This window comes from Streptomyces sp. Ag109_O5-1 (assembly GCF_003814875.1).
In the GTDB taxonomy this organism is placed as follows: Bacteria; Actinomycetota; Actinomycetes; order Streptomycetales; family Streptomycetaceae; genus Streptomyces; species Streptomyces sasae.
Genome location: NZ_RKQF01000001.1, coordinates 8,161,395 through 8,182,620 on the forward strand (window position 1 = coordinate 8,161,395; position 21,226 = coordinate 8,182,620).

The window sequence follows — 21,226 nt, forward strand, 5'->3', positions numbered from 1 at the left end:
GCGTCATGCCCGGAACCTCGGGGATCTCCCGGAGAGCGTTGTTCGCGGGGTCGGCCGCCGGTGGAGCCGCCGCACTGCTGCCCATGGGAACGGCCACGGCCGCACCGGCGGCCGCGCCGACGGCCGAAGGCAAGGCCAGAGGCAAGGCCGAAGCCAAGGCCAAGGCTAAGTCCTGCACGACCGCGGCGAGTTACCGTGCCGCGTACCACTTCACGGTTCCCGACCAGTGGAAGAACGACCCGCAGCGGCCCGTCTGGGTCGACGGCGAGTACCACTACTACTACCTCTACAACGCCGACTACTTCACCGGCGTCGTCGGCACCGCGTGGCGCCTGGCCACCACCGGGGACCTGGTCTCCTTCACCGACCATGGGGTCGCCGTGCCCAAGGACACCACGCCGGGCGGCGATCTCTGGTCGGGTTCGGCGGTGGTCGACACCGGCAACACGGCCGGGTTCGGCGGGGGCGCGGTCGTCGTCATCGTCACGATGTCCCCGGGCGGCGGCACCGACCACCAGGAGCAGTTCCTGTACTACTCGACCGACGGCGGCCGCACCTTCAGCAACTACGGGACCGATCCCGTCCTGCCCAACCCGGGTGTCGCCGACTTCCGCGACCCCAAGGTGATCCGCGACGAGGACCGGGGCCGCTGGGTGATGGCCCTCGCCGAGAACGACAAGATCGGCTTCTACCACTCCGACGACCTCAAGTCCTGGACGTACGCGGGCGGTTTCGTCCACGACGGCATCGGCGTCCTGGAGTGCCCCGACCTGTTCCGCATCACCGCCGGCGACGGCACCGTCAAGTGGGTGCTCGGCGTGAGCGCCAACGGCAAGGGCTCGGGGCTGCCCAACACGTACGCCTACTGGACGGGTTCCTTCGACGGCAGCGCGTTCACCGCCGACGCGGGCGACCCGCAGTGGCTCGACCACGGCTGGGACTGGTACGCGGCCGTCACCTTCGAGAAGCGGGACGCGGGCGGCGCGGTGGACGCGGCCGCCCGCTACGCGATCGGCTGGGTGAACGACTGGGACTACGCCGACACCACCCCCACCATCGACTGCGACGGCTTCAACGGCACCGACTCCATCGTCCGCGAGGTCACCCTCAACAGGGCATCGGACGGCACCTATTACCTTGCCTCCCAGCCGGTCGCCGGTCTCGACTCGTACGTCTCCCGCACCGTGAACCTCGGCGACGTGACCGTGGACGGCACGAAGGTGCTCGACTACACCGGCATCTCCTACGAGGTGACGACCGAGATCGCCTGGTCCCAACTCACGGGTGCAGGGCTCCAGTTGCGGCGCTCCCCGGACGGCGGCCGGCACATCGACGCCGGGATCTACGCCGACTACGCCTTCCTCAACCGGCGCAACACGGTGAACGCCGACACGTCCGGCAAGTGGCAGGAGAGCCACACCCCGTTCGACCCGTCCGCCGGCACGGTGAAGCTGCGCATCCTGGTGGACCGCACGTCCGTGGAGATGTTCGTCGACGACGGCCGCTACGTGCACACCAGCCAGGTGTTCCCGTACCTGCTGGACACCCGGCTCGCGCTGTTCACGATCGGCGGCAGCGCGGTGTTCCGCAACACGGTGATACGCGAGTTCTCGGTGTGAGGCGGGCCACGGACCGGACGGCCGCAGCTCTCGCCGGGACCTGCCCCAGGCGAAGTCCCTGGGCGTCGGAAGGGACATCCGCTGCGCGCGGGTTCGCATCCCGTCCTTGAGCCGGCGCAATCGTCCCCTGCACCGTCGGCGTCATTCTGCAGGTTTCCACCGAGCCCATGGGGTGCCGTCGAAAGACGCTGATGAACAACCCATCGCACAGGACACCCACGGGCCGGCTACGTGGCTACCTGTCCCAGATCTTGCGGTAGGCCTCGCGGTAACCCTCGGAGTCCCAGGACGGTGTGCCGCCGCTGTTGGCGGAGAGAGGGCGGCACGGCCGGTACGGCCCTGGTCACCGGCGGCGAAACCGACGCCTCCGCGCCCCTGGTCCACGCCCACGTGACTGTCTGACCGGTACGGAGGCGGTCAGCGCGCGGCCGCCCGCCGTGGACCACTGGGCGGAACAGGACATGACAATCGCGGTGTTGCGAACCAAGCTCCCTGGCGCACCTGTCCGGTCCGCTCGCCGGATCACGGACACGCCGACCGCGAGGAAGGGGCAAGGATGACCACGGGAGAAAGCTCCGGGCTGGAAGTGCGCGTACTGGGACCGCTGGAAGCCGTCGTGCACGGCCGGCCGGTCGATCTGGGCGGTCCTCAGCCGCAGGGCGTCCTCGCCGAGCTCGCCGCCGTGCCCGGGCGGACGGTGAGTGTGGGGGCCCTGGTCGACGAGCTGTGGGGTCCGCTCCCGCCGCGGGACGCGCACCGCACAGTGCGCACGTATGTGTCGAGGCTGCGCGCCGCCCTGCGCCACGTCACCGGCGGCGACGCGGCGACGGTGCTGGTCACCCGGCCGCCGGGCTACGAACTTCGCGTGGACCCGGGCTTCGTGGACGCCTGGCGGTTCCAGCGCCTGGTGACCTCGGGGCAGCAGGCGCTGGGGGCACAGCCCCGGCTCGCGTTCGAGAGACTGACCGCGGCGCTCGGCCTGTGGCGGGGCGATGCGTTCGCCGAGTTCGGCCATCTTCCGGGGATCGCCGCGAAGTCGGAACAGCTGGAGCGACTGCGGTTGTCGGCGACGGAGGCCCGGATCGAGTCCGCGCTCGCTCTGGGGCTCGATGCGCAGGCCGCCGCCGAACTGGAGGTGCTGGTGCGGGCACACCCCACCCGGGAACTGCTGTGGGGTCAGTTGATGATCGCGCTCTACCGCCTGGGACGGCAGGCCGACGCGCTGGGAGTGTTTCGCGTGGCGCGGGCCCTGCTCAGGGAGGAACACGGGGTCGAGCCCTCACCGGCGCTCTCCGCGGTGCATTCCCGGATCCTCCGGCATGATCCCTCGCTGAGCGGTGCGGGGCGGTCCTCACTGCAGGGGACGGCCGTCATCGGTTCGACGGCCGTGGTCGGTTCGACGGTCCTGCAGTGACGGCCGGCCGAGTGCTGCCGGTCGGCGGAGTGGTGCCGGCCGGGGGTGGCGAGCGGTTCCCCGCCCCGGTACCGACCGTCCCGCGATCAGGAAACGACGATCCGCACGAACGCGTTCACGGAGTTCAGGCACTGGTTCCCGGTGCCGTTGTCGTGTGCGGTGTAGCCGTTGTCCGAGTAGCCGTCGTCCTCGTAGCCCAGTTTGAGGCTGCCTCCGCGGCCACCGACGACGTACTGCCGGCCGACCACGTTCACCAGCCGCACCAGGTCACCCGTTGCGCCGGGAATGGTGATCAGGCCGTGGTAGAGGTCGTTGTCGGACGCCGGGTCGACGTACCGCTTCCAGGTCAGTCCGTGGCCGCCGGTCTGCACACACCCTCCGGCGTTCACCGTGACGTGGTCGCCGGGGAGGAAGGAGAAGGGGTACGTCGTCTCGTGCTGGGTGACGACCGGCTCGGTGATCGTGCAGTCGATCGGCAGTGTGGTGCTGGAGCAGCCGGGGCTGTAGATCACGTCCGCCGCCTTCAGGGCCGCGGGTATCCGCCTGACGTCGCGGTCCACGGACTGCCCGTGGCGGCCGGTCCCGGCGGCGTCCGCGCGGGCCGGGCCGGCGGGTGCGGCGCCCGCGGCGGGGGCCGTGGCCATCGCCGCGCCCGTGGCCAGGACTGCCGCGGCGACGACGGTCATGATGCTTTTTCTCATGCGGGATCACTCCAGGAGTGGGGGGTTCGCCGGTGGAAGTTCTCCGGTCTGGACACAGCTCAGTCTGGCGAGAGCCGTCCACAGTCCGACTGCAGACCGTCGACAGCTCGTCGACACGGCGCTGCCCCCTACGAGGGCGGGCGGTCCTCGTTGTCCCCGAACAATTCCCGGGGACGGCGCAGCAGCGCCTCTCGCACGCCGTCCGGGGACGGTGCGCGTAGCGGGGTGCCCAGGCGGAGCAGGCAGCCGCCCCACGGACCGGGCTCGGACTCGACGCCGTGGCCGAGCTCCCGCAGCCTGGCGACGTCCCGGCGGACGGTGCGCTCGGTGACCTCCAGCCGCCTGGCCGGCTCACGGCACGTCCACGACGGCCGCGAGGACAGCAACGAGACCAGTGACAGGAGGCGGGCGGAGGCGCTGATCACATCCCGAACTCCCTCTCACGACTAGGACAGAGGCTGTCCTAGTCCCGGCCTAGCGTCTTCTCCATGAGCACCGAAACCACATCCGCGCCCGCCATCCGCTACGCGGCCGTCACGTTCGACTGCCCGGACCCCGCCGAGCTGGCGCGCTTCTACGGAGAGGCCCTCGGCCTCCCTGTCCTCTACTCCGGCGACGACTTCATCCTGCTCGGCCAGGAGGGCTCGGCCGGACTGGGCTTCTCGCGGCTGGCCGGCTATCAGCGCCCCACCTGGCCGGACCCCGCTCGCGAAAAGCGGGCCCACCTCGAACTGGGGGTCGACGACCTGGATGCCGCCCAGGCCCGGCTGTTGGCCCTCGGCGCCGTAGAGCCCCCGGCGCAGCCGCAGCCCGATCGGTGGAGGGTCCTGCTGGACCCCGCCGGCCACCCGTTCTGCATCACCACCCTGGCCTGAGTACGACAGAACTCCTGTCACCGTAGCCGGGGAACGGGCGTGCCGGTCAGAAGCCCGTGGTGAGGACGTGGCCGAGGAAGCCGGCGAAGTCGTCGTCGGCGGCGCGGCCTAGGCAGAGCGGTGGGTGATGCTCCACAGGAGGTGCTGGATCAGTCGCAGTGCCCGCTCGGTGTCCCAGAGCCGGGGGGAGGCCAGGGGGCCGCTCTCGGCGCGGAGTTCGTCCGGGGGGAGGTCCGCGGGGGTGGGCAGGGCGCTCAGCAGATCGTTCAGCAGCGTGCCGAAGTGCTCGCCGAGCGGTTCGGCGGCCGCCCGGCGCAGTCGCTCCAGCGTCGCTTCCACCGTGGCCAGCCGGGCGAGTACGGCGGCGTCGTCGACGGTCTCCCCGGGCGGCGGTGCGAAGTCCATGGACCGTACGAGCCGTTCGGCCACGACCGCGTCAGCCGGTGCGGCCCGCCACTCGTGGGCGTCCATGGCGTCCTGGGCGCGCCGCACGATCCCGGCCACCGCACGGGCGACCGGCCGGGGGTGCAGGGCGAGGGCACGGCCCGTCCACTCGCCCGCGTACTCGGCGAACGAGGGGTCGCTCCTGATGTCGCTGTTCACCTCGACGTAGTCGATGTCGATCCGCTCGTGGGCCTCGGAGTGCTCCCACATCAGCTCCACCGGGTGATAGGCGTGCTCGTACAGGAACTTCCACCACGCTTCCCGGGGGACCGGGGCATCGAGCAGCGGCAGCGTGATCCTGCACCTGTGGCACGCCACGTCGACGGGCTCCCACATGGCTTCCTCCCCTTTTCCCGGCGTGATCTCCGTCCGCCGGGTGACGTCGGACGACGGATGGACCGACGCGTCGCCGACGGGGAGTGGTTCGGTCCGGCGGGGCAAATGATCAACAAAGGATTGTTGGGCAACGCTTGTCCCGTGTCCGGGCGGGCTGCGGCGGCGCGCCGCCTAGCATGGCCGCGGTTGGTTCGGGCAGGTGGAGGAGCGAATGGGAACGAGTCGGCGGATGGTGCTGGCGGCTTTGGCCGGGGGAACCCTGGCCGGCTGCGCGGCACCGACGAAGGCGACCGGGGCGGGGACGATGGCCTCCCCCTCGCCCGCCTCTGCCTCCGGCTCCGGCTCCGCCGACGGTCCGTCGCCCGCAGCCTCCGCCGCTGCGTCGCCCTCGGCCACGGCCACGCCGGCCGGTCTGCCCGCCGTCACCCGCGCCGAGACCATCACCCGGTACGGTCACGCCGTGCCCCACACCTGGGGCTTCGACGCGCCCGGCGTGGTGCACCGGCTGCCCGCCGGCCAGCAGGGGATCGCGCTGACCTTCGACGCCTGCGGCGGCCGGGGCGGCAGCGGCTACGACCGTGCCCTGATCGACTTCCTGCGCAAGCGCGAGGTACCGGCGACCCTGTTCCTCAACTCCCGCTGGATCGACGCCAATCCGGCCGTCTTCCGCGAACTGGCCGCCGAGCCGCTCTTCGAGATCGCCAACCACGGCACCCGCCACCTCCCCCTCTCCGTCACCGGCCGCTCCGCCTACGGCATCCCCGGCACCCGCAGCGCCGCCGAGGTATACGACGAGATCGCCGGCAACCGGGCGAAACTCACCCGGCTGCTGGGCAGCCCCCCACGTTTCTTCCGCTCCGGCACCGCGTACTGCGACGACGTCGCGGCCCGGATCGTCGCCGCGCTGGGCGAGCGGTTCGCCGGCTTCTCGGTCAACGGCGACGCGGGGGCCACCTTCAGCCCCGAGCAGGTCCGTACGACCGTCGGGGCCGCGCCCGCCGGCTCCGTCGTCATCTGCCACATGAACCACCCCGAGGGCGGTACGGCCCGGGGCATCGCCGCCGCCGTACCCCGGCTGCTGGCTTCCGGCCATACGTTCGTACGGCTCTCGGACGCACTGCGCTGATGTGCTTGACGACCTGTCAAATACCGTATCGAGAAAGGTGATTGACGGTCGAATCAGGGCAGTGAAAGGGCGTACGCATACCTTGCCCGCCGTGTAGCTTCTACCCGTCAGTAGAGGCCCGAGCAAGGTTGGATATGTGGTTGCCTCTCCGCATACCGAGAAGTTCGCCGCCCGCCTTCGGATGCTGAAGGACCGCAGTGGCCGGGGCCACGGCCGCCTCGGCAAGGAGGCGGCCGTCAGCGGTTCCAGTCTGCACCGGTACTGCTCCGGCCTCCCCGGGCCTCGGTGCCGCCCCCGAAGTCGCCGTCGATCGTCAGCGGCTGATAGTGGAACGGCTCCATGGCCAGGTTCAGCCGGCACTGCAGCTCCTTGACCTCGACGCCGTTCGCGCCCTTCTACAGGGTCGGGCGGGTGTCGGTGTGGCCGCACACGGCGGTCTGCGCCGTGGCCGATGTGCCCTGGGCCGCGCAGGTGTGCGGCGTGGCGGCCCAGGTGTTCAGCGCCGCCCAGGTCAGCGGGCCGAGCACACCGTCCGGGGTCAGCCCGGCACACGCCCGGAACTCCTTGACCCGCGTCTCCGTCGCCGCCCCTAACGAGCCGTCCGCCGCGATCGGCGTGTACCGGCTCGGCTTCGTCGCCAGATCGAGTTCGCACTGCGCCTCGACCGTCGGATCCCCCGTCGATCCCCGCCGCAGCGTGGGCTGTTCGCCGGTGTGCCCGCAGACCGCGACCGCGGTGGCCGCGGTCTGGGCCGCCTGTACCGCGGAGGGCCCGTACAGGGGCAGGACCGCCGCCACGGCGAGGGTCAGGCCCCGCAGCAGCGTCCTCCGTCCCATCTGTGTTCCCCCTCCTGTGAGTCGGCCGGGAGCCCCCGGCACGCACCATGCCGGCAGCGGCTGTCCCGAAGCCCGGGTGCGCTTGCCCGGATGGGGACGCCGGGACGGTCACACGTCCGTGACCTGCGAGGACGGATCACCGCTGGGACGGAGAGGGGACGGAGAGGGGATGGAGAGGGATGGCCGGCGATGGCCGGCCGTCACGGGCGAACGCGAGAACGGGGGGTCACCACCCGAAGGTGATGACCCCCGTACGTCGATGGCTCGTCGCCGGACGGTGGAGGCGGGGCAGCGGAGGCGGGGCGGTGTTCAGCCCGTGGTGCGGTTGCCGGGGTCCGGCTGGTCCAGGTGGGAGGCGAGGACGGCCGCCTGCACGCGGCGCTGGACGCCGAGCTTGGCCAGGAGGCGGGAGATGTGGTTCTTGACCGTCTTCTCCGAGAGGTACAGCTTCTTGCCGATCTCGCGGTTGGTCAGGCCGTCGCCGATCAGGGCGAGGATGTCGCGCTCACGGGGCGACAGACTCGCCAGCTCGGGGGCGACGGCGGAGGCCTCGGCCGGGTCGGCGCGCAGCGAGCGCATCAGGCGGGCCGTGGTCGCGGGGTCCAGCATGGACTGGCCCGAGGCGACCGTGCGGACCGCCGAGACCAGGTCGGAGCCCTTGATCTGCTTGAGGACGTAGCCCGAGGCCCCGGCCATGATCGCGTCGAGCAGGGCGTCGTCGTCGTCGAACGACGTCAGCATCAGACAGGCCAGCTCCGGCATCTGGCTGCGCAGCTCCCGGCAGACCGTGATCCCGTCGCCGTCCGGGAGCCGTACGTCGAGGACCGCGACATGGGGGCGCAGCGCCGGACCGCGGACGAGGGCGTGCTCGACGCTGTCCGCGTCGCCGACCACGGAGATGTCCGATTCGGCGTCGAGCAGGTCGGTGATGCCGCGTCGTACGACCTCGTGGTCGTCGAGCAGGAAGACACGGATCGGATCCTGCTCCGTGAAGGTGCGCGCCTCGGCCATGACGACCCCTGTTCCCCGGTGGCGATCGGGCTAAGGGCTGCCCGTGAACACGATCATCGCTCGCCGGACCCGGATGTACTAGGGCCGACCGGCCCCAGTACCCGAGGCGTGGCACGATCCCGGGGCGGATCCCCTCGGCGGTCTTCTGTTCAGGCGTGGCTGCCGGCGCCGTACGGGGCGTACAGGTCCAGCAGCCGGGTGCGGGCGGCGTGGAGGCGGTGGGCGAGTACGTCACCGACCCACTGGGCGACGGCGTTGCCCAGGGCCGGGTCCTCCTGGCACATGAGACGGACGGCGGTGGCGTCGAACTCGTAGGCCCGCACCGGGGTCGCCGCCTCGGCTCCCAGGTGCCAGGCGTGCGGACTGAACAGCCAGGACCAGCCGACGAGCTCGTTGTGCCGGAGGGTCTCGATGACCGCGGCGCGGCGGCCGGGGATGTGCATGTCGAGTTCGACCGTGCCGGTGCGGATGATCCAGAACCGGTCGGCCCGGCCGCCCTCCTCGAACAGCCGGGCGCCCTGCGGGAAGCTCACCTCGCGGGCGACGCGCAGGAGCCGCTCGCGTTGCTCGGCGGGCAGTGCCCGCAGCATGCTGGGCGTGGGGGTGCCGGTGGTGGTCATGGCGTGCCTCCCGACAAGGTGTGGAAACGGCCATGGCCAGCGTGTCTCCGACGCCCACCGCCGGACCATGGGCCACCCGGCCCTGCGCGCGGGCCACCCGGCTCCGACCGCCCGCACGACCGCGCCGCGACGGCTTCCCGGGCGGCTCCACGGGACCGAGGCTCTGGGCCCGGGGCCCCGGACAGGGCCCCGGGCACGGTGCTCCGGACACGGCGTCCGGGACCGTCCACGGCGTCCGGGACCGTCCACGGCGTCCGGCACCGGCCGCCCCCCCGTGTCCCCGGCACCCACCCCGACGGCCCCGGAGCGCAGGGCCGTTCAGCCCTGACGGCAGCGACCTTCGGCATCCGGTGGCCGGCAGCCCGCCCGCACGAAGGTGGGAGGCGCCAGATGACCGACCCACTGCGAAGGAGCAGACACCATGAAGGCAGCGGTCGTACGAGCTTTCGGTGAGCCCCTCGTCATCGAGGACCGCCCCGACCCCGAGCCCGGCCCCGGACAGGTCCGCATCCGGGTCGAGGCCTCCGGGCTGTGCCACACCGACATCCATGCCGCTCACGGTGACTGGCCGGTCAGGCCGAACCCGCCGTTCGTGCCCGGACACGAGGGCGTCGGCCTCGTCGAGAAGCTCGGGGACGGGGTGACCCACCTCAGCGTCGGGCAGCGGGTCGCCGTGCCGTGGCTGGGTAAGGCCTGCGGGCGGTGCGAGCACTGCCTGTCCGGCTGGGAGACGCTGTGCGAGCAGCAGATCAACACCGGCTACGGCTGCGACGGCGGGTACGCGGAGAAGATGCTGGCCTGGGCCGACTTCGCCCAGCCCGTGCCCGACGGCGTCACCGCCCTCGACGCCGCCCCGCTGACCTGCGCCGGCGTCACCACGTACAAGGCGCTCAAGGTCGCAGGTGTCCGGCCCGCCCAGCTGGTCGCGGTCTCCGGGATCGGCGGCCTCGGTCACCTCGCCGTGCAGTACGCGAAGATCGCCGGAGCCACCGTCGCGGCGGTCGACGTCACCGACGACAAGCTGGAGCTCGCCACCTCCCTCGGCGCCGACCTCGTGATCGACGCCCGCAAGGAGGACGTCGGCGAGGTCCTCAGGCAGCACGGCGGCGCGCACGCGGCGATCGCGCTCGCGGTGGACGACGCGGCCTTCGAGGCCGTCAACGCCGGTCTGCGACGCGGCGGCAAGCTCGTCATGGTGGCTCTCCCCGCCCACGGCACCGTCCGGGTCCCGATCTTCGACACCGTCCTGAACGGCACCAGCGTGATCGGCTCCATCGTCGGCACCCGGCAGGACCTCGCGGAGGTCTTCCAGTTGCACGCCGCCGGACAGACCAAGGTCATCCGCGAGACCCGCCCGCTGGACTCGGTCAACGAGTGCATCGACGAGGTACTGCGCGGCCAGGTCAGGGCACGGATCGTCTTCGACCTCGCAGCGGGATGGTGAGGGCGATGTTCCTGCCGATCGTCGTCGGCGTCGACGGCTCCGGGACCGGCCTGCGGGCCGTCGACTGGGCGGCCGACGAGGCCGCCGTACGCGGAGCGCCGCTGCGCCTGGTGTACGCCTCGCTGTGGGAGCGCTACGAGGGCGGCCACCTCACCGAGGACCTCCACAAGCCGTCCGAGGAGATCATGGCCGAGGACATCGTCGAGAGCGCGGCCCGGCGTGCCCGGGGCCGGCGTCCCGACGTGCGGGTCTCCACCGCCGTACTGCCCGAGGAACCCGAGTACGCGCTGGTGCGGGAGAGCCAGGAGGCTTCCCTGCTGGTGACGGGCGCCCGGGGCCGCAGCAGCCTCGCCGCGGCCCTGCTGGGCTCCGTGAGCCTGACGGTCGCCGGACACGCGCACTGCCCGACGGTCGTCGTACGCGGCGACCTCGACGACCGGGCCGGTGCCGGTGCCGGAGCCCACGGCCGGGTCGTCGTGGGCGTCGGGGAGAAGCCGGCCGGCTCGGCGGCGGTGCGCTTCGCCTTCGAGGAGGCCCGGCGGCGGGGCGTGCCGGTGGAGGCCGTACGGGCCTGGCGCTGCCCCGCGTACGAGACCACCGACCACCCCCTGCCGGCCGGAGAGCCCGCCCGGCTGCACGAGCAGCAGGCGGTGGAGGCCCTGGAGGAGGCCCTCCGGGACGCCCCCGCCGGCGTCGAGTCGCGGCGTCGTACGGTCGAGGGCCGCACCCGGACCGTACTGGTGGACGCCTCCCGCGACGCCGGTCTCCTGGTCGTCGGAGCCAGGCGCCGCCCCGGACACTTCGGGCTCCAGCTGGGCCGGGTCGCCCACGGGGTGCTGCACCACTCCGCCTGCCCTGTCGTCATCGTCCCGGAACCCGGGTGACAGCGCTGCCGCCCGGCCTGGGACGGGAAGGGGCCCGATCGGCCCAAGCGGGGTTCGCGCGGGTGGGGCAGGCTGGACATGCGGGGCAAATCCGGCGCGGGTGGCGACAGCACCCGCACGGCCGGCCTCGAGGAAAGGACGTGACGGCCATGCCCGAACGAACACCGACCGGCGTCGGGCCGACGGGCGGACGGCCCCTGGGCGACCTGGGGCGCCGCCTCGCCACCCGGCGCACGGAACTGGGGCTGACCCGGGAGGAGGCGGCCGCCCGTGCAGGTGTGGCGGCCAACTATCTGAAACACCTGGAGGAGCACCCCGGCGCCGCACCGCAGCGGGGCACCCTGCTGGGCCTTGCCGCGGCCCTGGAGACGACGTTGTCGCAGCTCACCGGTGGAACCGCGAACCTGCCGCCCGGACCGGAACAGGCCGTGCGCGGCGCGGACTTCGCCGAGCTGGACCCCGACGAGTGCGACTCCCTCCTCGGCACGCACGGTGTCGGGAGAATCGCGGTGTCGACCGATTCGGGGCCGGTCATCGTGCCGGTCAACTACAGCGTCGTCGACGGCTCGATCGTCTTCCGCACGGCCTCCGGTACGACGCCGTCGCTGGCCGCCGGTCACCAGGTCGCCTTCGAGGTCGACCGGATCGACGACGCCTTCAGCTCGGGCTGGAGCGTGCTCGTACGCGGTCCCGCGCTGACCGTCGCGGACCCCGACGAGACACACCGGCTCGACGAGCGGGCCCACAGCGAGCCCTGGGCGGGCGGTGACCGGGACGTCTGGGTGCGGATCGAGCCGGACACGGTCACCGGGCGCCGGATCTCCGTGTGACGGCCGCGTCCCCACGACCGCAGAGGAAGTACGGCTGATGTACGCCGACGAAGGGTTCCGCGAACTCGACCGGAGCGAGTGCCTGCGCCTGCTGGCGCTGGCTCCCGTCGGCCGTGTCGTCCACACGCGTCAGGCCCTGCCGGCGGTGCTCCCGGTCAACTTCGCCCTCGACGGTGAGGCGGTGGTCGTCCGTACCTCGGCCACCTCGGAACTCGTCCGCGCGGTCGACGGCTCGGTGGCCGCCTTCGAGGCCGACGAGGTCGACGCGGGTGCGCACTCCGGCTGGAGCGTCATGGTCACCGGACCGGCCCGCCTGGTCACCGAACAGGCCCACCACGAACGGCTGTTGCGGACCGGGCCGCGCTCCTGGGTGCCCTGGCCCCAGGAGGTCTTCCTGCGGATCGAGCCCGAGCTGGTGACCGGCCGGGAACTCGTCGGCGGGCTGTCGGTCCACGGACTGGACCTCAGGTCCTGAGAAGCCGCGTCGCGCGCGTCATCGCCCCCCCGGTGCTCGGCACCGGGCGGGCGACGGTACGAGAGGCGGACGACCGCCCTGTCTCAGACGGACGACTGCCCTGCTGGGCATCAGCGCCACCGCCGCGCACAACGTGTTCGGCGGCGGCTACGTCTTCACCGGCACGGCCACCACCGGCCCGGCCACGGCAGCCGGGGACTTCGTCGACGTCAGGTGACGGTGTTCCGCAGCACGGCACGCCGGTGAGTTCCGGGTGCGGGCGCGTCGCGGTCGCTCGCGCAGTTCCCCGCGCCCCTGAAGGGGCGCCGAGTGGACGCCCCTGAAAGGGGCGCGGGGAACTGCGCGACCAGCCCCCACCGGGGCCGCACCCGGAGGACCGCCGTCTCGGGGCACGCACGCGCGAGCGGGCCGGCGCGGGCCGGGAGTCATCCCCGTCCGCGCCGGCCCCTGTGGCCGTGCCGTCAGCCGAGGAGCTTCGCCGCCAGGGTCGAGGCGTTGTACGAGCCCCAGCCGGTGGTGAAGTCCCAGCCGGTGGCCGCGGAGTAGGCGCCGTTGCTGCCGCTGGTGATGTCGTGGAAGCCGGTGCCGCTCGCCGAGTAGAGCGAGGGGTTGGCGAAGCCGAGGTTGGCCTTGCCGGCCGCCGCGGCCTGCTGGTTGTAGAGGGCCGCGAACGCCGCCCACTCGGGGGCCGCGGCGCTGGTGCCGCCGACCGAGGACCACGAGCCCTGGGAGTAGATGGAGACGCCGGGGCTGGGGTTGGCGTGCGCCGAGACGTCCGGGACCTGGCGGTAGCCGCCGCCGGCGCTCTTCTGGACCGCGGTCTGCCAGCTCGGGATCTTGAAGACGGTGGACTTGCCGCCACCGCCGCCGGACCAGGCCACCTCCTTGCTCCAGGCGTTGGCGGAGGTGACGGTCAGCTTGGTGCCGCCGACGCCCGTGACGTACGGGTCGCTGGCCGGGTAGTCGACGGAGGTACCGCCGTCGCCCGCGTCGTCCGAGCCGTCGTCGCCCGAGGCCGCGTAGAAGCCGAGGCCCTCCGCGGCGCCCGCCTTGAAGACGGCGTCCACCGCGTTGATGTTGGACGTGGTGCGGGCGCTCTCCGCCGCACCCCAGCTGATCGAGGTGGTCGGGATGCCGCTGTCGACGATCGCCTGGTAGGTGTCGACCTCGCCGGCGTCGGAGTTGGGGCCCTCGAACACCGTGACGTTCGCCTTCGGGGCGATCGCGTGCAGCACTTCGATGTCCAGCTCGACCTCGACCTGGCCGTCGCCGAGCGCACCGGAACCGCCGTCCACCTTGGACACGGTCGGGGTGGGCGAGCCGAGGCTGTAGTTGGTGTCGTACTTGGTGATGTTGGACTGCTGGAAGCCGTCGAACTCCAGCAGCGCGATCTTCTGGCCGCTGCCGGTGTACGTGCCGGAGACGTTGTAGCCGCCCTTGAGCTGGGCCGGGGTGTAGCCGCCGCCGGGGCCGTTGTGCGGGGAGACGGTGCGCGGGGTCGCCTGGTGGTGCAGCTGGACGCGGTTGTTGAGGCCGGCCACGTCGCTGACGATGGAGGCGAGGGTGGACGGCAGGGTCGGCGCGCTGTCGTTGGCATAGAAGGAGCGGCCCGACTTCGCGTCCTTCCAGGTCGACAGCCGGGTTCCGAAGGCCTTCTGGAGCTGGGCGGCGGTGCCGCTGGCGTCGACCAGCAGGTTGCCCGGGTGCACCTTGCCGACGGTGACCCCCTGTGAACGCAGGTAGTCCTTGAGCTGCTTGACCTCGGCGTCGGTCCGGCCGAAGCGGGCCGCGAACTGGCCCTTCGTCAGATAGTAGCCGTAGGCGGCCGAGTGCGGGTCGCTCACCTTGGCGATGAAGGTGTCGAGCGCGTTGCCGCCTCTGGGGGTCAGGCTGATCGCCACCGATATCCGCTTGCCGGAGGCCACTTCGCCGGTGCGGGACGCGTTGTGCTTCAGACCGGGCAGGACGTCTCCGGCGACGGCGGCGCGGGCCGTGTGCGGGGCGTCGGCCGCGTAGGCGGCGGGGACGACCGCCGCGACCAGGGCCGGCGCGGCGACCAGACCGAGCAGTTTCAGGCGTGACTTCACCGAAGTCCTCCGGAAAGTGGGGGGTGGGGAGTGTGTCCCGCAAGCGGAACGGGATCACCGTAGGAACTCCGGCCCCACCCTCGTAAGCGGGGGAACCCTTGCGTCATGTGTTAACTGCGGATGTCACCGTGGATGGCACGTCAACGGCGTGTGTCGAGGGGGCGGGGCAGACGGGCCCGGGACGGCTGACTCGACGTCACCACCTGGGCGGCGGGCCCCGGTCGGTCGTCGCCCGCGGCCACGGCCGCTCCGGACGCGATGACCGCGACCGCCATCGCATGGGCCAGCGCGGTCCGTGAGCGGACGCCGAACTTGCGGTAGACCCGGGACAGCGCCCCTTCCACCGTCTTGACGCTGATGAACAGCTCCGCGGCGACCTCCCTGTTGGTCGCCCCGCCGCCGACGAGTTCGGCGATCCGGGCCTCCGTGGGCGTGAGTTCGGGCCCGCCCGCCTCGCCGCCGCGCTCCCCGGCGTCCAGCCGGGCCAGTTCCTCCCCGGCCCGGGCCGCGAGCGGAGCCGCGCCGATCCGGGTCGCCGTCTCCAAGGCCTCGGCGAGCGCCTCACGTGCCGCGTTCCGGCGGCGGGCCCGGCGCTCGACCGCGCCGAGCGCGATCAGGGTGCGTACCAGCTCCATGGGCAGCGGGAGCCGGCGCAGCCGGTCGACGGCGGTGCGCAGCCGTACCGCCCCCTCCTTCGCCTGGCCGAGCCCAGCCTCCCGCAGGCCCTCCGCCCGCTCCAGCGCCGCCAGTACGCTGCCGGGCGCGCCGTCCGGCACACGTGCCCGGGCGTCGCGGAGAACGTCTCCGGCCGCACCGGTCTCACCCAGCACGACCAGGGCCTCGGCGAGGTCGCCGTACCAGTGCAGCAGGGGCGGGTCGGCGGCGCACATGGCCTCGCCGAGCTCCTTGACGCGTTGCAGCGCCTCGACCGCGGCCGCCGCCCCGCGCGGATCGCCGCCGAGCAGCTCGGCCTGCCCGAGCACCGCGAGTGCGCGCAGCAGGAACAGCCGGTCGCCGTCGGCCTCCGAGGCGTGTACCGCCTGCGCGGCCAGCGTCCGGGCCTCGTCGGCGGTGCCGCCGGCGGTCGCGGCCAGCGCCCGGGCGTACAGCGCCGGAGCGGCCCGGTCCATCACCCGGGAGCAGCGGGCCGCGGTGTGCAGGGCCTCGCGGCAGTGCCCGGCGCGGACCTGGATACGGGTCAGCGCCACCTCGGTCGCCAGCACCTCCTCGGCCCCGGCCGACTCGCCGATCGCCGCGAGCAGCCGGACGACCTGGTCGCGGGCCTCGGTGACCCGGTCGGAGTCCAGGGCGAGGATCGCCCGCATCCGGACCAGCCGCCGGCTCTCGGGGCCGCCGTCGGCGCCGCCGGCCAGTGCGAGGGCCTCGGCCAGCGCGGTGTCGGCGGCGACCGGTTCCCCGGCCAGGGACCGCACCCGGGCGAGGGTGGCGAGCGCCCCGATCCCGGTGTCCGTGTCGCCCGCCGCGGCCGCCTGCCGTGCGGCCCGCCCGGCGTGCCCGGCCGCCGCCGCCAACTCCCCGCACAGCAGCCCCCGTACGGCGGCCCAGTGGTGCAGCTGTGCCTCGGCGCGGGGATCGCCGGCCGCGTCCCGGAGGCCGTCCTCGATCAGCTCCCCGGCGCCCTCCAGGGCCTGCCCGGCGCCGCGCAGCAGGACCAGCCGGGCCCGCACCCGCTGCGCCGCGGAGTCCGACCGGGCGAGGACGTCCCCGGCGGCCTCGCCGGCCTCCTCGGGCCGTCCGGCGTCGCACGCGTACTCGGCGGCGGCCAGCAGCCGTTCGGCCCGCTCCGCCGGGAGCCCGGCGGGGGTGCGGCGGGCGGCGAGAACGGCCAGTTCGAAGGCGGCGCCGGGGAGCCCGGCACGGCGGGCGGAGCCGGCCGCGGCCATCACGGTGCGGGCGGTGGTCTCGTCCGCGTAGGGGTGGGCGAGCGCGAGATGGCGGGCCCGCTCCACGGGCTCGGCCGCCGCGCGGGCCAGCAGCGCGTGCGCCTGCCGCCGGCCGTGCTCGGGGGCGTCGGCGTGCACGGCGGCCCGCAGCACGGGGTGCCGGAAACGTACGGTCCCCTCCGCGTCGGCCGTGGCGATGCCGAGCCGTTCGGCCTCCCCGAGGTCCGCGGCGGGGTCGGGGAGGCCGGCGGCGCGCAGCAGGGTGAGGCTGGGGCGGGCGGCGACGCTCGCGACGAGAAGGGTGTGCCGGACCGCCTCCGGCAGCGAACGGGCCCCCGACAGAAGGAGGTTGCGCAGTCCCGGGGGCACCGGCGGAACCGGGGGGAAACCGACGGGAGCCGGCGCGTGCCGGGCGGCGGCCCGCCCCAACTCCCGCGCGTACAAGGGGTTTCCGGCGGCGGTGTCCTGGACCGCCCGCAGCAGCGCCGGGGGCAGGTCGCCGCCGAGGTCGGTGCGCAGGAGGTCCGCCGTCTCGTCGTCCGTCAGCGGCGGCACGGGCAGTTCGACGGTGCCCGGCGGGCAGCAGCGCAGCCGCTCGGGCTGGCCGCCGTCCGCCACCCGCTCGGCGGCGAGCATCCGTACCCCGTGGCCTTCGAGGCGCCGTACGGCGAAGGCGAGGACCTCGGCGGTCGGTTCGTCGAGCCACTGCAGGCCGTCGACGACCAGCAGGACGGGGCCGGTCACGGCCAGTGTGCGCAGCGCGTCGAGGGCGGCGACGCGCACGGCGAGCAGACCGCGGCCGTCCGCCGGCTCGCGCCCCTGCAACAGGGCCGCCCGCAGCGCCGCCCGGGGTTCGGCCGGCAGGGCCGCGAGACAGCTCTCCGGGACCGGCGCCAACAGGTCGGCGAGCGCCGCGAAGGGGAGCCGGGCGTCCTCCTCGGCGGGCGCGCAGCGCAGCACCGTGCCGCCCGGCGGGGCATCGGCGGCCAGGGCCGTCAGGAGCGTGGACCTGCCGATGCCGGCGGGGCCGTGGAGGAGCAGTCCGGGACGCGCCGCCGCCTGGACCCGGGCGGCGTCGAGCAGCGCACGGCGCCCGGTCAGAAGCATGTGTTCATGACAACCCTCGGTGATCGGCTTGTCAATGACATCGGTCACCTCCGGGGGCCTCGTCCCCGGTGTGACATGGGTAAGGGCCGCGGTGTGACATAAAGGAACAGGCAATGACTTCTTCCTGAATCCCTCGTTACGGAACGCGGAAGGCCCTTCGGCCCTCCTTCTGTGCGTAGGCAATGTGCACGGGTAGGGAAGTCAGGACTAAGTGACATGGGTTTGACCAGTCGAACGACCGTATACGCGATGGTGGCGCTGTCCGCCCTGTGTGTGGCGCTGCTGGTCTGGCTGTGGCCACGCCTCGCGAAGCCGGGGCTGTGGCATGTGCTGGGTCGGCTGGGCGCCATCGGGGTGACACAGGTGACGATCGTCGCCGCGTTCGCGTGCGGGGTGAACTCGTCGTACCAGTTCTTCGGTTCCTGGAACGAGCTGTTCGGCAACGTCGACACCGCCCCCGTGGGCGTGACCCAGGCGTCCGGCGACAACGGCGACGGCACGATAAGCGGCATAAGCAACGTCCACGGCTCGCTCGTACAGCCCGCCGGCGACCAGCAGTTGAGCCGGGTCAGCGGACTGCCCTCCGGGCCGCCCGCGGTCGTCGGCCGGGTGGACTCGGTCAAGGTCATCGGCAAGCGCACCGGCGTCGTCGACCCGGCCTTCGTCTATCTGCCGCCGCAGTACTTCCAGAAGGCGTACCACCGCCAGCGCTTCCCGGTCATCGTCGCCCTCAGCGGCTACCCGGGCTCCATCTACAACCTCGCCCAGCACCTGCGGGTCCCGCAGACCGCCGCGGAGCTGCAGAGCAAGGGCGAGATGCAGCCGACGATCATCGTGATGATCCGGCCCACGATCGCCCCGCCGCGCGACACCGAGTGCGTGAACGTCCCCGGGGGACCGCAGACCGAGACGTTCCTGGCCAAGGACCTCCCGCTGGCGATCAAGTCCGTCTACCGGGCCGGCCACGACGCCAGTTCCTGGGGCGTGATGGGGTACTCCTCGGGCGCCAGCTGCGCCCTCCAGCTCACGATGCGCGACCCCCACGTCTACACCACGGCCGGTGCCCTGTCGCCCGACTACAAGGTCAAGGACGACCCCACCACCGGCAACCTCTTCGGCAGCGGTCTGGGCCGCCAGGCCCGGGTCGACGGCCACGACCTGATGTGGCGGCTGGCGCACCTGCCCGTCCCGCAGGTCTCGGTCCTGGTCGCCCACAGCAAGAACGGCGAGAAGGGCTACCCGGAGACCGAGGCCTTCATCAAGGCCGTCAAGGCGCCCATGCGGGTCGTCTCGATACTGCCCGAGAGCGGCAGCCACAACTTCCCCACCTGGCTGCGGGAGCTGCCCGCCACCCTGAAGTGGATGAACGACCAGCTGACCTTCCCCCAGGACGTCGTACCCCAGCACCACCCGAAGAAGGCGAACGAGGCCGGAGGCAAGCCCTCGCCCTCGCCGTCGCCCAGCGCCGACCGCGGCTCCCTGCGGGCGGAGGGCACGGAACCGAGGCCCACGGCCGCGACCCACAAGTGACGGTCGCGCATCCGCCGTACGGCCTTCCCGTCCGGCCTGTCGACGCCTCACGGCCACCCTCGCGAGGGTGGCCGTGAGGCCGTTCTGGCGGAACACCGGCCGTGTGCGGCACGGGACCGGCGGGAACCGGTTTGCCCGGAGAAGAATCCGGGCCATGCTTGCCGCCTACATCGAAGAGCTCGGTTCGCCGGACGTCATCCGGGTCGGTGAACTGCCCCCTCCGCAGCCCGGGCCCTCGGACGTGCTCGTCGACGTCGAGGTGACCGCCGTCAACCAGGTGGACACCTTCGTACGGTCCGGGGCCTGGCGGACACCGCTGTCCTTCCCGTTCGTCATCGGCCGCGACCTGGTCGGTGCGGTCGTGTCGGCCGGCCCCGGTGCACCCGGCTTCCGCCCCGGCGACCGGGTCTGGTGCAGCAGCCTCGGGCACGCCGGCCGGCAGGGCGCCGCCGCCGAGCAGGCCGTGGTGCCGTACGACCGTCTGTACCGGCTGCCCGACGGCGTCGGCGCGGTGGACGCGGTGGCGCTCGCCCACCCGGCGTCCACGGCCTGCCTCGCGCTGTTCACCCATGGGCGGCTGCGCGCGGGGGAGACCGTCGTGATCCTCGGGCCCGCCGGGAACGTCGGTGCCGCCGCCGTGGTGACGGCCGCCCAGGCCGGGGCCCGGGTGGTGGCCGTCGCCTCGGCCCGGGACGCGGACCACTGCCGCTCGCTCGGCGCCCGGCGGGTGGTCGACTACCGGGATCCCGAGGCGGCCCGGCGGATCCGGGAGGCCGCACCCGACGGGGTCGACCTGTACCTCGACACCTCCGGGCGCAACGACCTGGAGACCGCGCTCGGCCTGCTCGCGCCTCGCGGACGGGTCGTCGTCATGGCGGGGCTGCGGACCCGGCCCGTCCTGCCCGCCGGGGAGTTGTACACGCACGACCGGTCGGTGCACGGCTTCGCCATCTCCGGTGCCCGCACCGACGAACTGGCCGGGGCCGCCGCCCATGTCGCCCGGCTGACGGCCGACGGTCTGCTGCGCCCGCGCGCCGTCGACGTACTGCCGCTCGGCGAGGCGGCCGAGGCCCACGCCCGGCTGGAGTCGGGCGGGGTCCGAGGAAAGCTGGTGCTCCGGGTCTCCGGATGAGCTTTCTGGATGAGATTTCCGGATGAGTGTCGACACTAGTCCGGTTTTCAGTGGTCAATGGCGACCGATTCTTAGAATCTCGCTCAACTGTCGACAGTAGGGCGGGGGTTGGGGCAGACTGCGCGGCTATCCGGAACCGTCTGCAACGCCATGCGCACCGGCCGGAACATGGTGCTGGGCTTCGACGCGGCGACCGTCGCGGGCGTGCTGTCGGCCTCCGAGTCCCGGCATGCCCTCAGCACCATCACCTCCGCCGGGTACGCCCAACTGGGCCATGTCACCAACACCGCGCAGCCGGTCGTCAACAACGGGGTGGTCGTGACGCTCGACGGCGGCTCGCAGTGGACGGTCACCGGCACCTCGTACCTCAGCCGGCTCACCCTGTCGGCGGACTCCGCGGTGGCCGCGCCCGCCGGGAGCACGGTCTCGATGACGGTCGACGGGGAGCCGACCGCCATCGAGCCGGGCGGGGACTACAGCGGGGCGATCACTCTGACGGTGAGCTGATCAGCTGCACGAGCCGGTAAACACGTCCACCGCGTCGTCGCTGCTGCTCGCCACCAGCAGGTCCTTGGTGCCGTCGGACGTCACGTCGGCGGCGGTCGCCTCGTAGGCGCCGTCCGCCGACAGCTCGGTCAGCTCGCTCAGCGAACCGCCCGAGGTACCGGTGTGGACCGAGACCGAGTTGCCGTTGTCGGAGGAGACCAGCACGTCCGGGATGCCGTCGCCGTTGACGTCGGCCGAGTTGACGGAGACGGGCAGGACGGACGTGGTGTGGTCGACGGGGTCCTGGAAGGTGCCGTCGCCGTTCCCGGCGTAGACCTCCAGGGTGTCTGTCATGGGCACGGGAA

General features: G+C 72.9%; 20 protein-coding genes and 1 pseudogene. 12 read left to right on the forward strand and 9 right to left on the reverse strand.

The window, feature by feature from the left end:
* The first annotated feature begins 5 nt into the window (after nucleotides 1–5).
* Nucleotides 6–1,619, forward strand: a complete 1,614-nt coding sequence (locus tag EDD90_RS37145) for a GH32 C-terminal domain-containing protein (RefSeq protein ID WP_123977300.1) — start codon at nucleotides 6–8, stop codon at nucleotides 1,617–1,619.
* 556 nt (nucleotides 1,620–2,175) lie between these two features.
* Nucleotides 2,176–3,033 (forward strand): AfsR/SARP family transcriptional regulator, encoded by an 858-nt coding sequence (locus EDD90_RS37150; RefSeq protein ID WP_123977302.1) that lies wholly within the window; start codon nucleotides 2,176–2,178, stop codon nucleotides 3,031–3,033.
* 86 nt (nucleotides 3,034–3,119) lie between these two features.
* Here the strand turns inward: EDD90_RS37150 and EDD90_RS37155 are convergent, their stop codons facing one another.
* Nucleotides 3,120–3,734 (reverse strand): hypothetical protein, encoded by a 615-nt coding sequence (locus tag EDD90_RS37155; RefSeq protein ID WP_123977304.1) that lies wholly within the window; start codon nucleotides 3,732–3,734, stop codon nucleotides 3,120–3,122.
* A gap of 224 nt (nucleotides 3,735–3,958) precedes the next feature.
* A pseudogene (locus EDD90_RS37160) lies at nucleotides 3,959–4,159 on the reverse strand (HTH domain-containing protein); the annotation flags it as partial.
* Nucleotides 4,160–4,222: 63 nt separating this feature from the next.
* Here EDD90_RS37160 and EDD90_RS37165 point away from each other — a divergent pair.
* Nucleotides 4,223–4,609: a VOC family protein gene (locus EDD90_RS37165; protein ID WP_123977308.1), complete on the forward strand. Its 387-nt coding sequence runs from the start codon at nucleotides 4,223–4,225 to the stop codon at nucleotides 4,607–4,609.
* A 108-nt stretch (nucleotides 4,610–4,717) separates the two neighbouring features.
* On the opposite strand, the gene EDD90_RS37170 is transcribed toward EDD90_RS37165, so the two are convergent.
* Nucleotides 4,718–5,389, reverse strand: a complete 672-nt coding sequence (locus tag EDD90_RS37170; protein WP_123977310.1) for a hypothetical protein — start codon at nucleotides 5,387–5,389, stop codon at nucleotides 4,718–4,720.
* A gap of 211 nt (nucleotides 5,390–5,600) precedes the next feature.
* On the opposite strand from EDD90_RS37170, the gene EDD90_RS37175 reads away from it, so the two are divergent.
* A complete protein-coding gene (locus tag EDD90_RS37175) occupies nucleotides 5,601–6,515 on the forward strand; it encodes a polysaccharide deacetylase family protein (protein WP_123977312.1) in 915 nt (304 codons plus the stop codon).
* 181 nt (nucleotides 6,516–6,696) lie between these two features.
* On the forward strand, nucleotides 6,697–6,888 hold the full coding sequence (locus EDD90_RS59140) for a hypothetical protein (RefSeq protein WP_398928693.1): 192 nt from the start codon (nucleotides 6,697–6,699) through the stop codon (nucleotides 6,886–6,888).
* 22 nt (nucleotides 6,889–6,910) lie between these two features.
* Here the strand turns inward: EDD90_RS59140 and EDD90_RS37185 are convergent, their stop codons facing one another.
* The 3 genes from EDD90_RS37185 to EDD90_RS37195 all read right to left on the reverse strand — a co-directional run bounded on the left by EDD90_RS37185 (nucleotide 6,911) and on the right by EDD90_RS37195 (nucleotide 8,982).
* Nucleotides 6,911–7,351 carry a peptidoglycan-binding protein gene (locus EDD90_RS37185; protein ID WP_260328374.1) on the reverse strand — a complete coding sequence of 147 codons (441 nt, stop codon included), beginning with the start codon at nucleotides 7,349–7,351 and terminating at the stop codon, nucleotides 6,911–6,913.
* Nucleotides 7,352–7,660: 309 nt separating this feature from the next.
* On the reverse strand, nucleotides 7,661–8,362 hold the full coding sequence (locus EDD90_RS37190) for a response regulator transcription factor (protein ID WP_123977317.1): 702 nt from the start codon (nucleotides 8,360–8,362) through the stop codon (nucleotides 7,661–7,663).
* Between the two features lie 149 nt (nucleotides 8,363–8,511).
* Nucleotides 8,512–8,982 carry a Crp/Fnr family transcriptional regulator gene (locus EDD90_RS37195; RefSeq protein WP_123977319.1) on the reverse strand — a complete coding sequence of 157 codons (471 nt, stop codon included), beginning with the start codon at nucleotides 8,980–8,982 and terminating at the stop codon, nucleotides 8,512–8,514.
* A 421-nt stretch (nucleotides 8,983–9,403) separates the two neighbouring features.
* Between EDD90_RS37195 and adhP the strand changes: the two genes are divergently transcribed.
* The 4 genes from adhP (at nucleotide 9,404) to EDD90_RS37215 (ending at nucleotide 12,615) form a co-directional block, all read left to right on the forward strand.
* The gene (gene adhP / locus EDD90_RS37200; protein ID WP_123977321.1) at nucleotides 9,404–10,426 is read left to right on the forward strand and encodes an alcohol dehydrogenase AdhP; all 1,023 of its coding nucleotides are present in this window, start codon (nucleotides 9,404–9,406) and stop codon (nucleotides 10,424–10,426) included.
* 5 nt (nucleotides 10,427–10,431) lie between these two features.
* The gene (locus EDD90_RS37205; protein ID WP_123977323.1) at nucleotides 10,432–11,310 is read left to right on the forward strand and encodes a universal stress protein; all 879 of its coding nucleotides are present in this window, start codon (nucleotides 10,432–10,434) and stop codon (nucleotides 11,308–11,310) included.
* Between the two features lie 149 nt (nucleotides 11,311–11,459).
* A complete protein-coding gene (locus tag EDD90_RS37210; protein ID WP_123977326.1) occupies nucleotides 11,460–12,140 on the forward strand; it encodes a pyridoxamine 5'-phosphate oxidase family protein in 681 nt (226 codons plus the stop codon).
* A gap of 37 nt (nucleotides 12,141–12,177) precedes the next feature.
* A complete protein-coding gene (locus EDD90_RS37215; protein ID WP_123977328.1) occupies nucleotides 12,178–12,615 on the forward strand; it encodes a pyridoxamine 5'-phosphate oxidase family protein in 438 nt (145 codons plus the stop codon).
* A gap of 461 nt (nucleotides 12,616–13,076) precedes the next feature.
* Here the strand turns inward: EDD90_RS37215 and EDD90_RS37220 are convergent, their stop codons facing one another.
* Nucleotides 13,077–14,702: a protease pro-enzyme activation domain-containing protein gene (locus EDD90_RS37220; protein WP_123977330.1), complete on the reverse strand. Its 1,626-nt coding sequence runs from the start codon at nucleotides 14,700–14,702 to the stop codon at nucleotides 13,077–13,079.
* 140 nt (nucleotides 14,703–14,842) lie between these two features.
* Nucleotides 14,843–17,713 carry a LuxR family transcriptional regulator gene (locus tag EDD90_RS37225; RefSeq protein WP_185149369.1) on the reverse strand — a complete coding sequence of 957 codons (2,871 nt, stop codon included), beginning with the start codon at nucleotides 17,711–17,713 and terminating at the stop codon, nucleotides 14,843–14,845.
* A gap of 216 nt (nucleotides 17,714–17,929) precedes the next feature.
* On the opposite strand from EDD90_RS37225, the gene EDD90_RS37230 reads away from it, so the two are divergent.
* From EDD90_RS37230 to EDD90_RS37240, 3 genes are all read left to right on the forward strand, one after another.
* Nucleotides 17,930–19,243, forward strand: coding sequence for an esterase family protein (locus EDD90_RS37230; protein WP_123977332.1), 1,314 nt, complete (start codon nucleotides 17,930–17,932; stop codon nucleotides 19,241–19,243).
* A gap of 154 nt (nucleotides 19,244–19,397) precedes the next feature.
* On the forward strand, nucleotides 19,398–20,375 hold the full coding sequence (locus tag EDD90_RS37235) for an NADPH:quinone reductase (RefSeq protein ID WP_123977334.1): 978 nt from the start codon (nucleotides 19,398–19,400) through the stop codon (nucleotides 20,373–20,375).
* Nucleotides 20,376–20,525: 150 nt separating this feature from the next.
* Nucleotides 20,526–20,882, forward strand: coding sequence for a hypothetical protein (locus EDD90_RS37240; RefSeq protein WP_123977336.1), 357 nt, complete (start codon nucleotides 20,526–20,528; stop codon nucleotides 20,880–20,882).
* Here EDD90_RS37240 and EDD90_RS37245 read toward each other — a convergent pair whose 3' ends face one another.
* On the reverse strand, nucleotides 20,883–21,215 hold the full coding sequence (locus EDD90_RS37245; RefSeq protein WP_123977338.1) for a VCBS repeat-containing protein: 333 nt from the start codon (nucleotides 21,213–21,215) through the stop codon (nucleotides 20,883–20,885). It abuts the gene before it with no gap.
* Nucleotides 21,216–21,226: the final 11 nt, after the last annotated feature.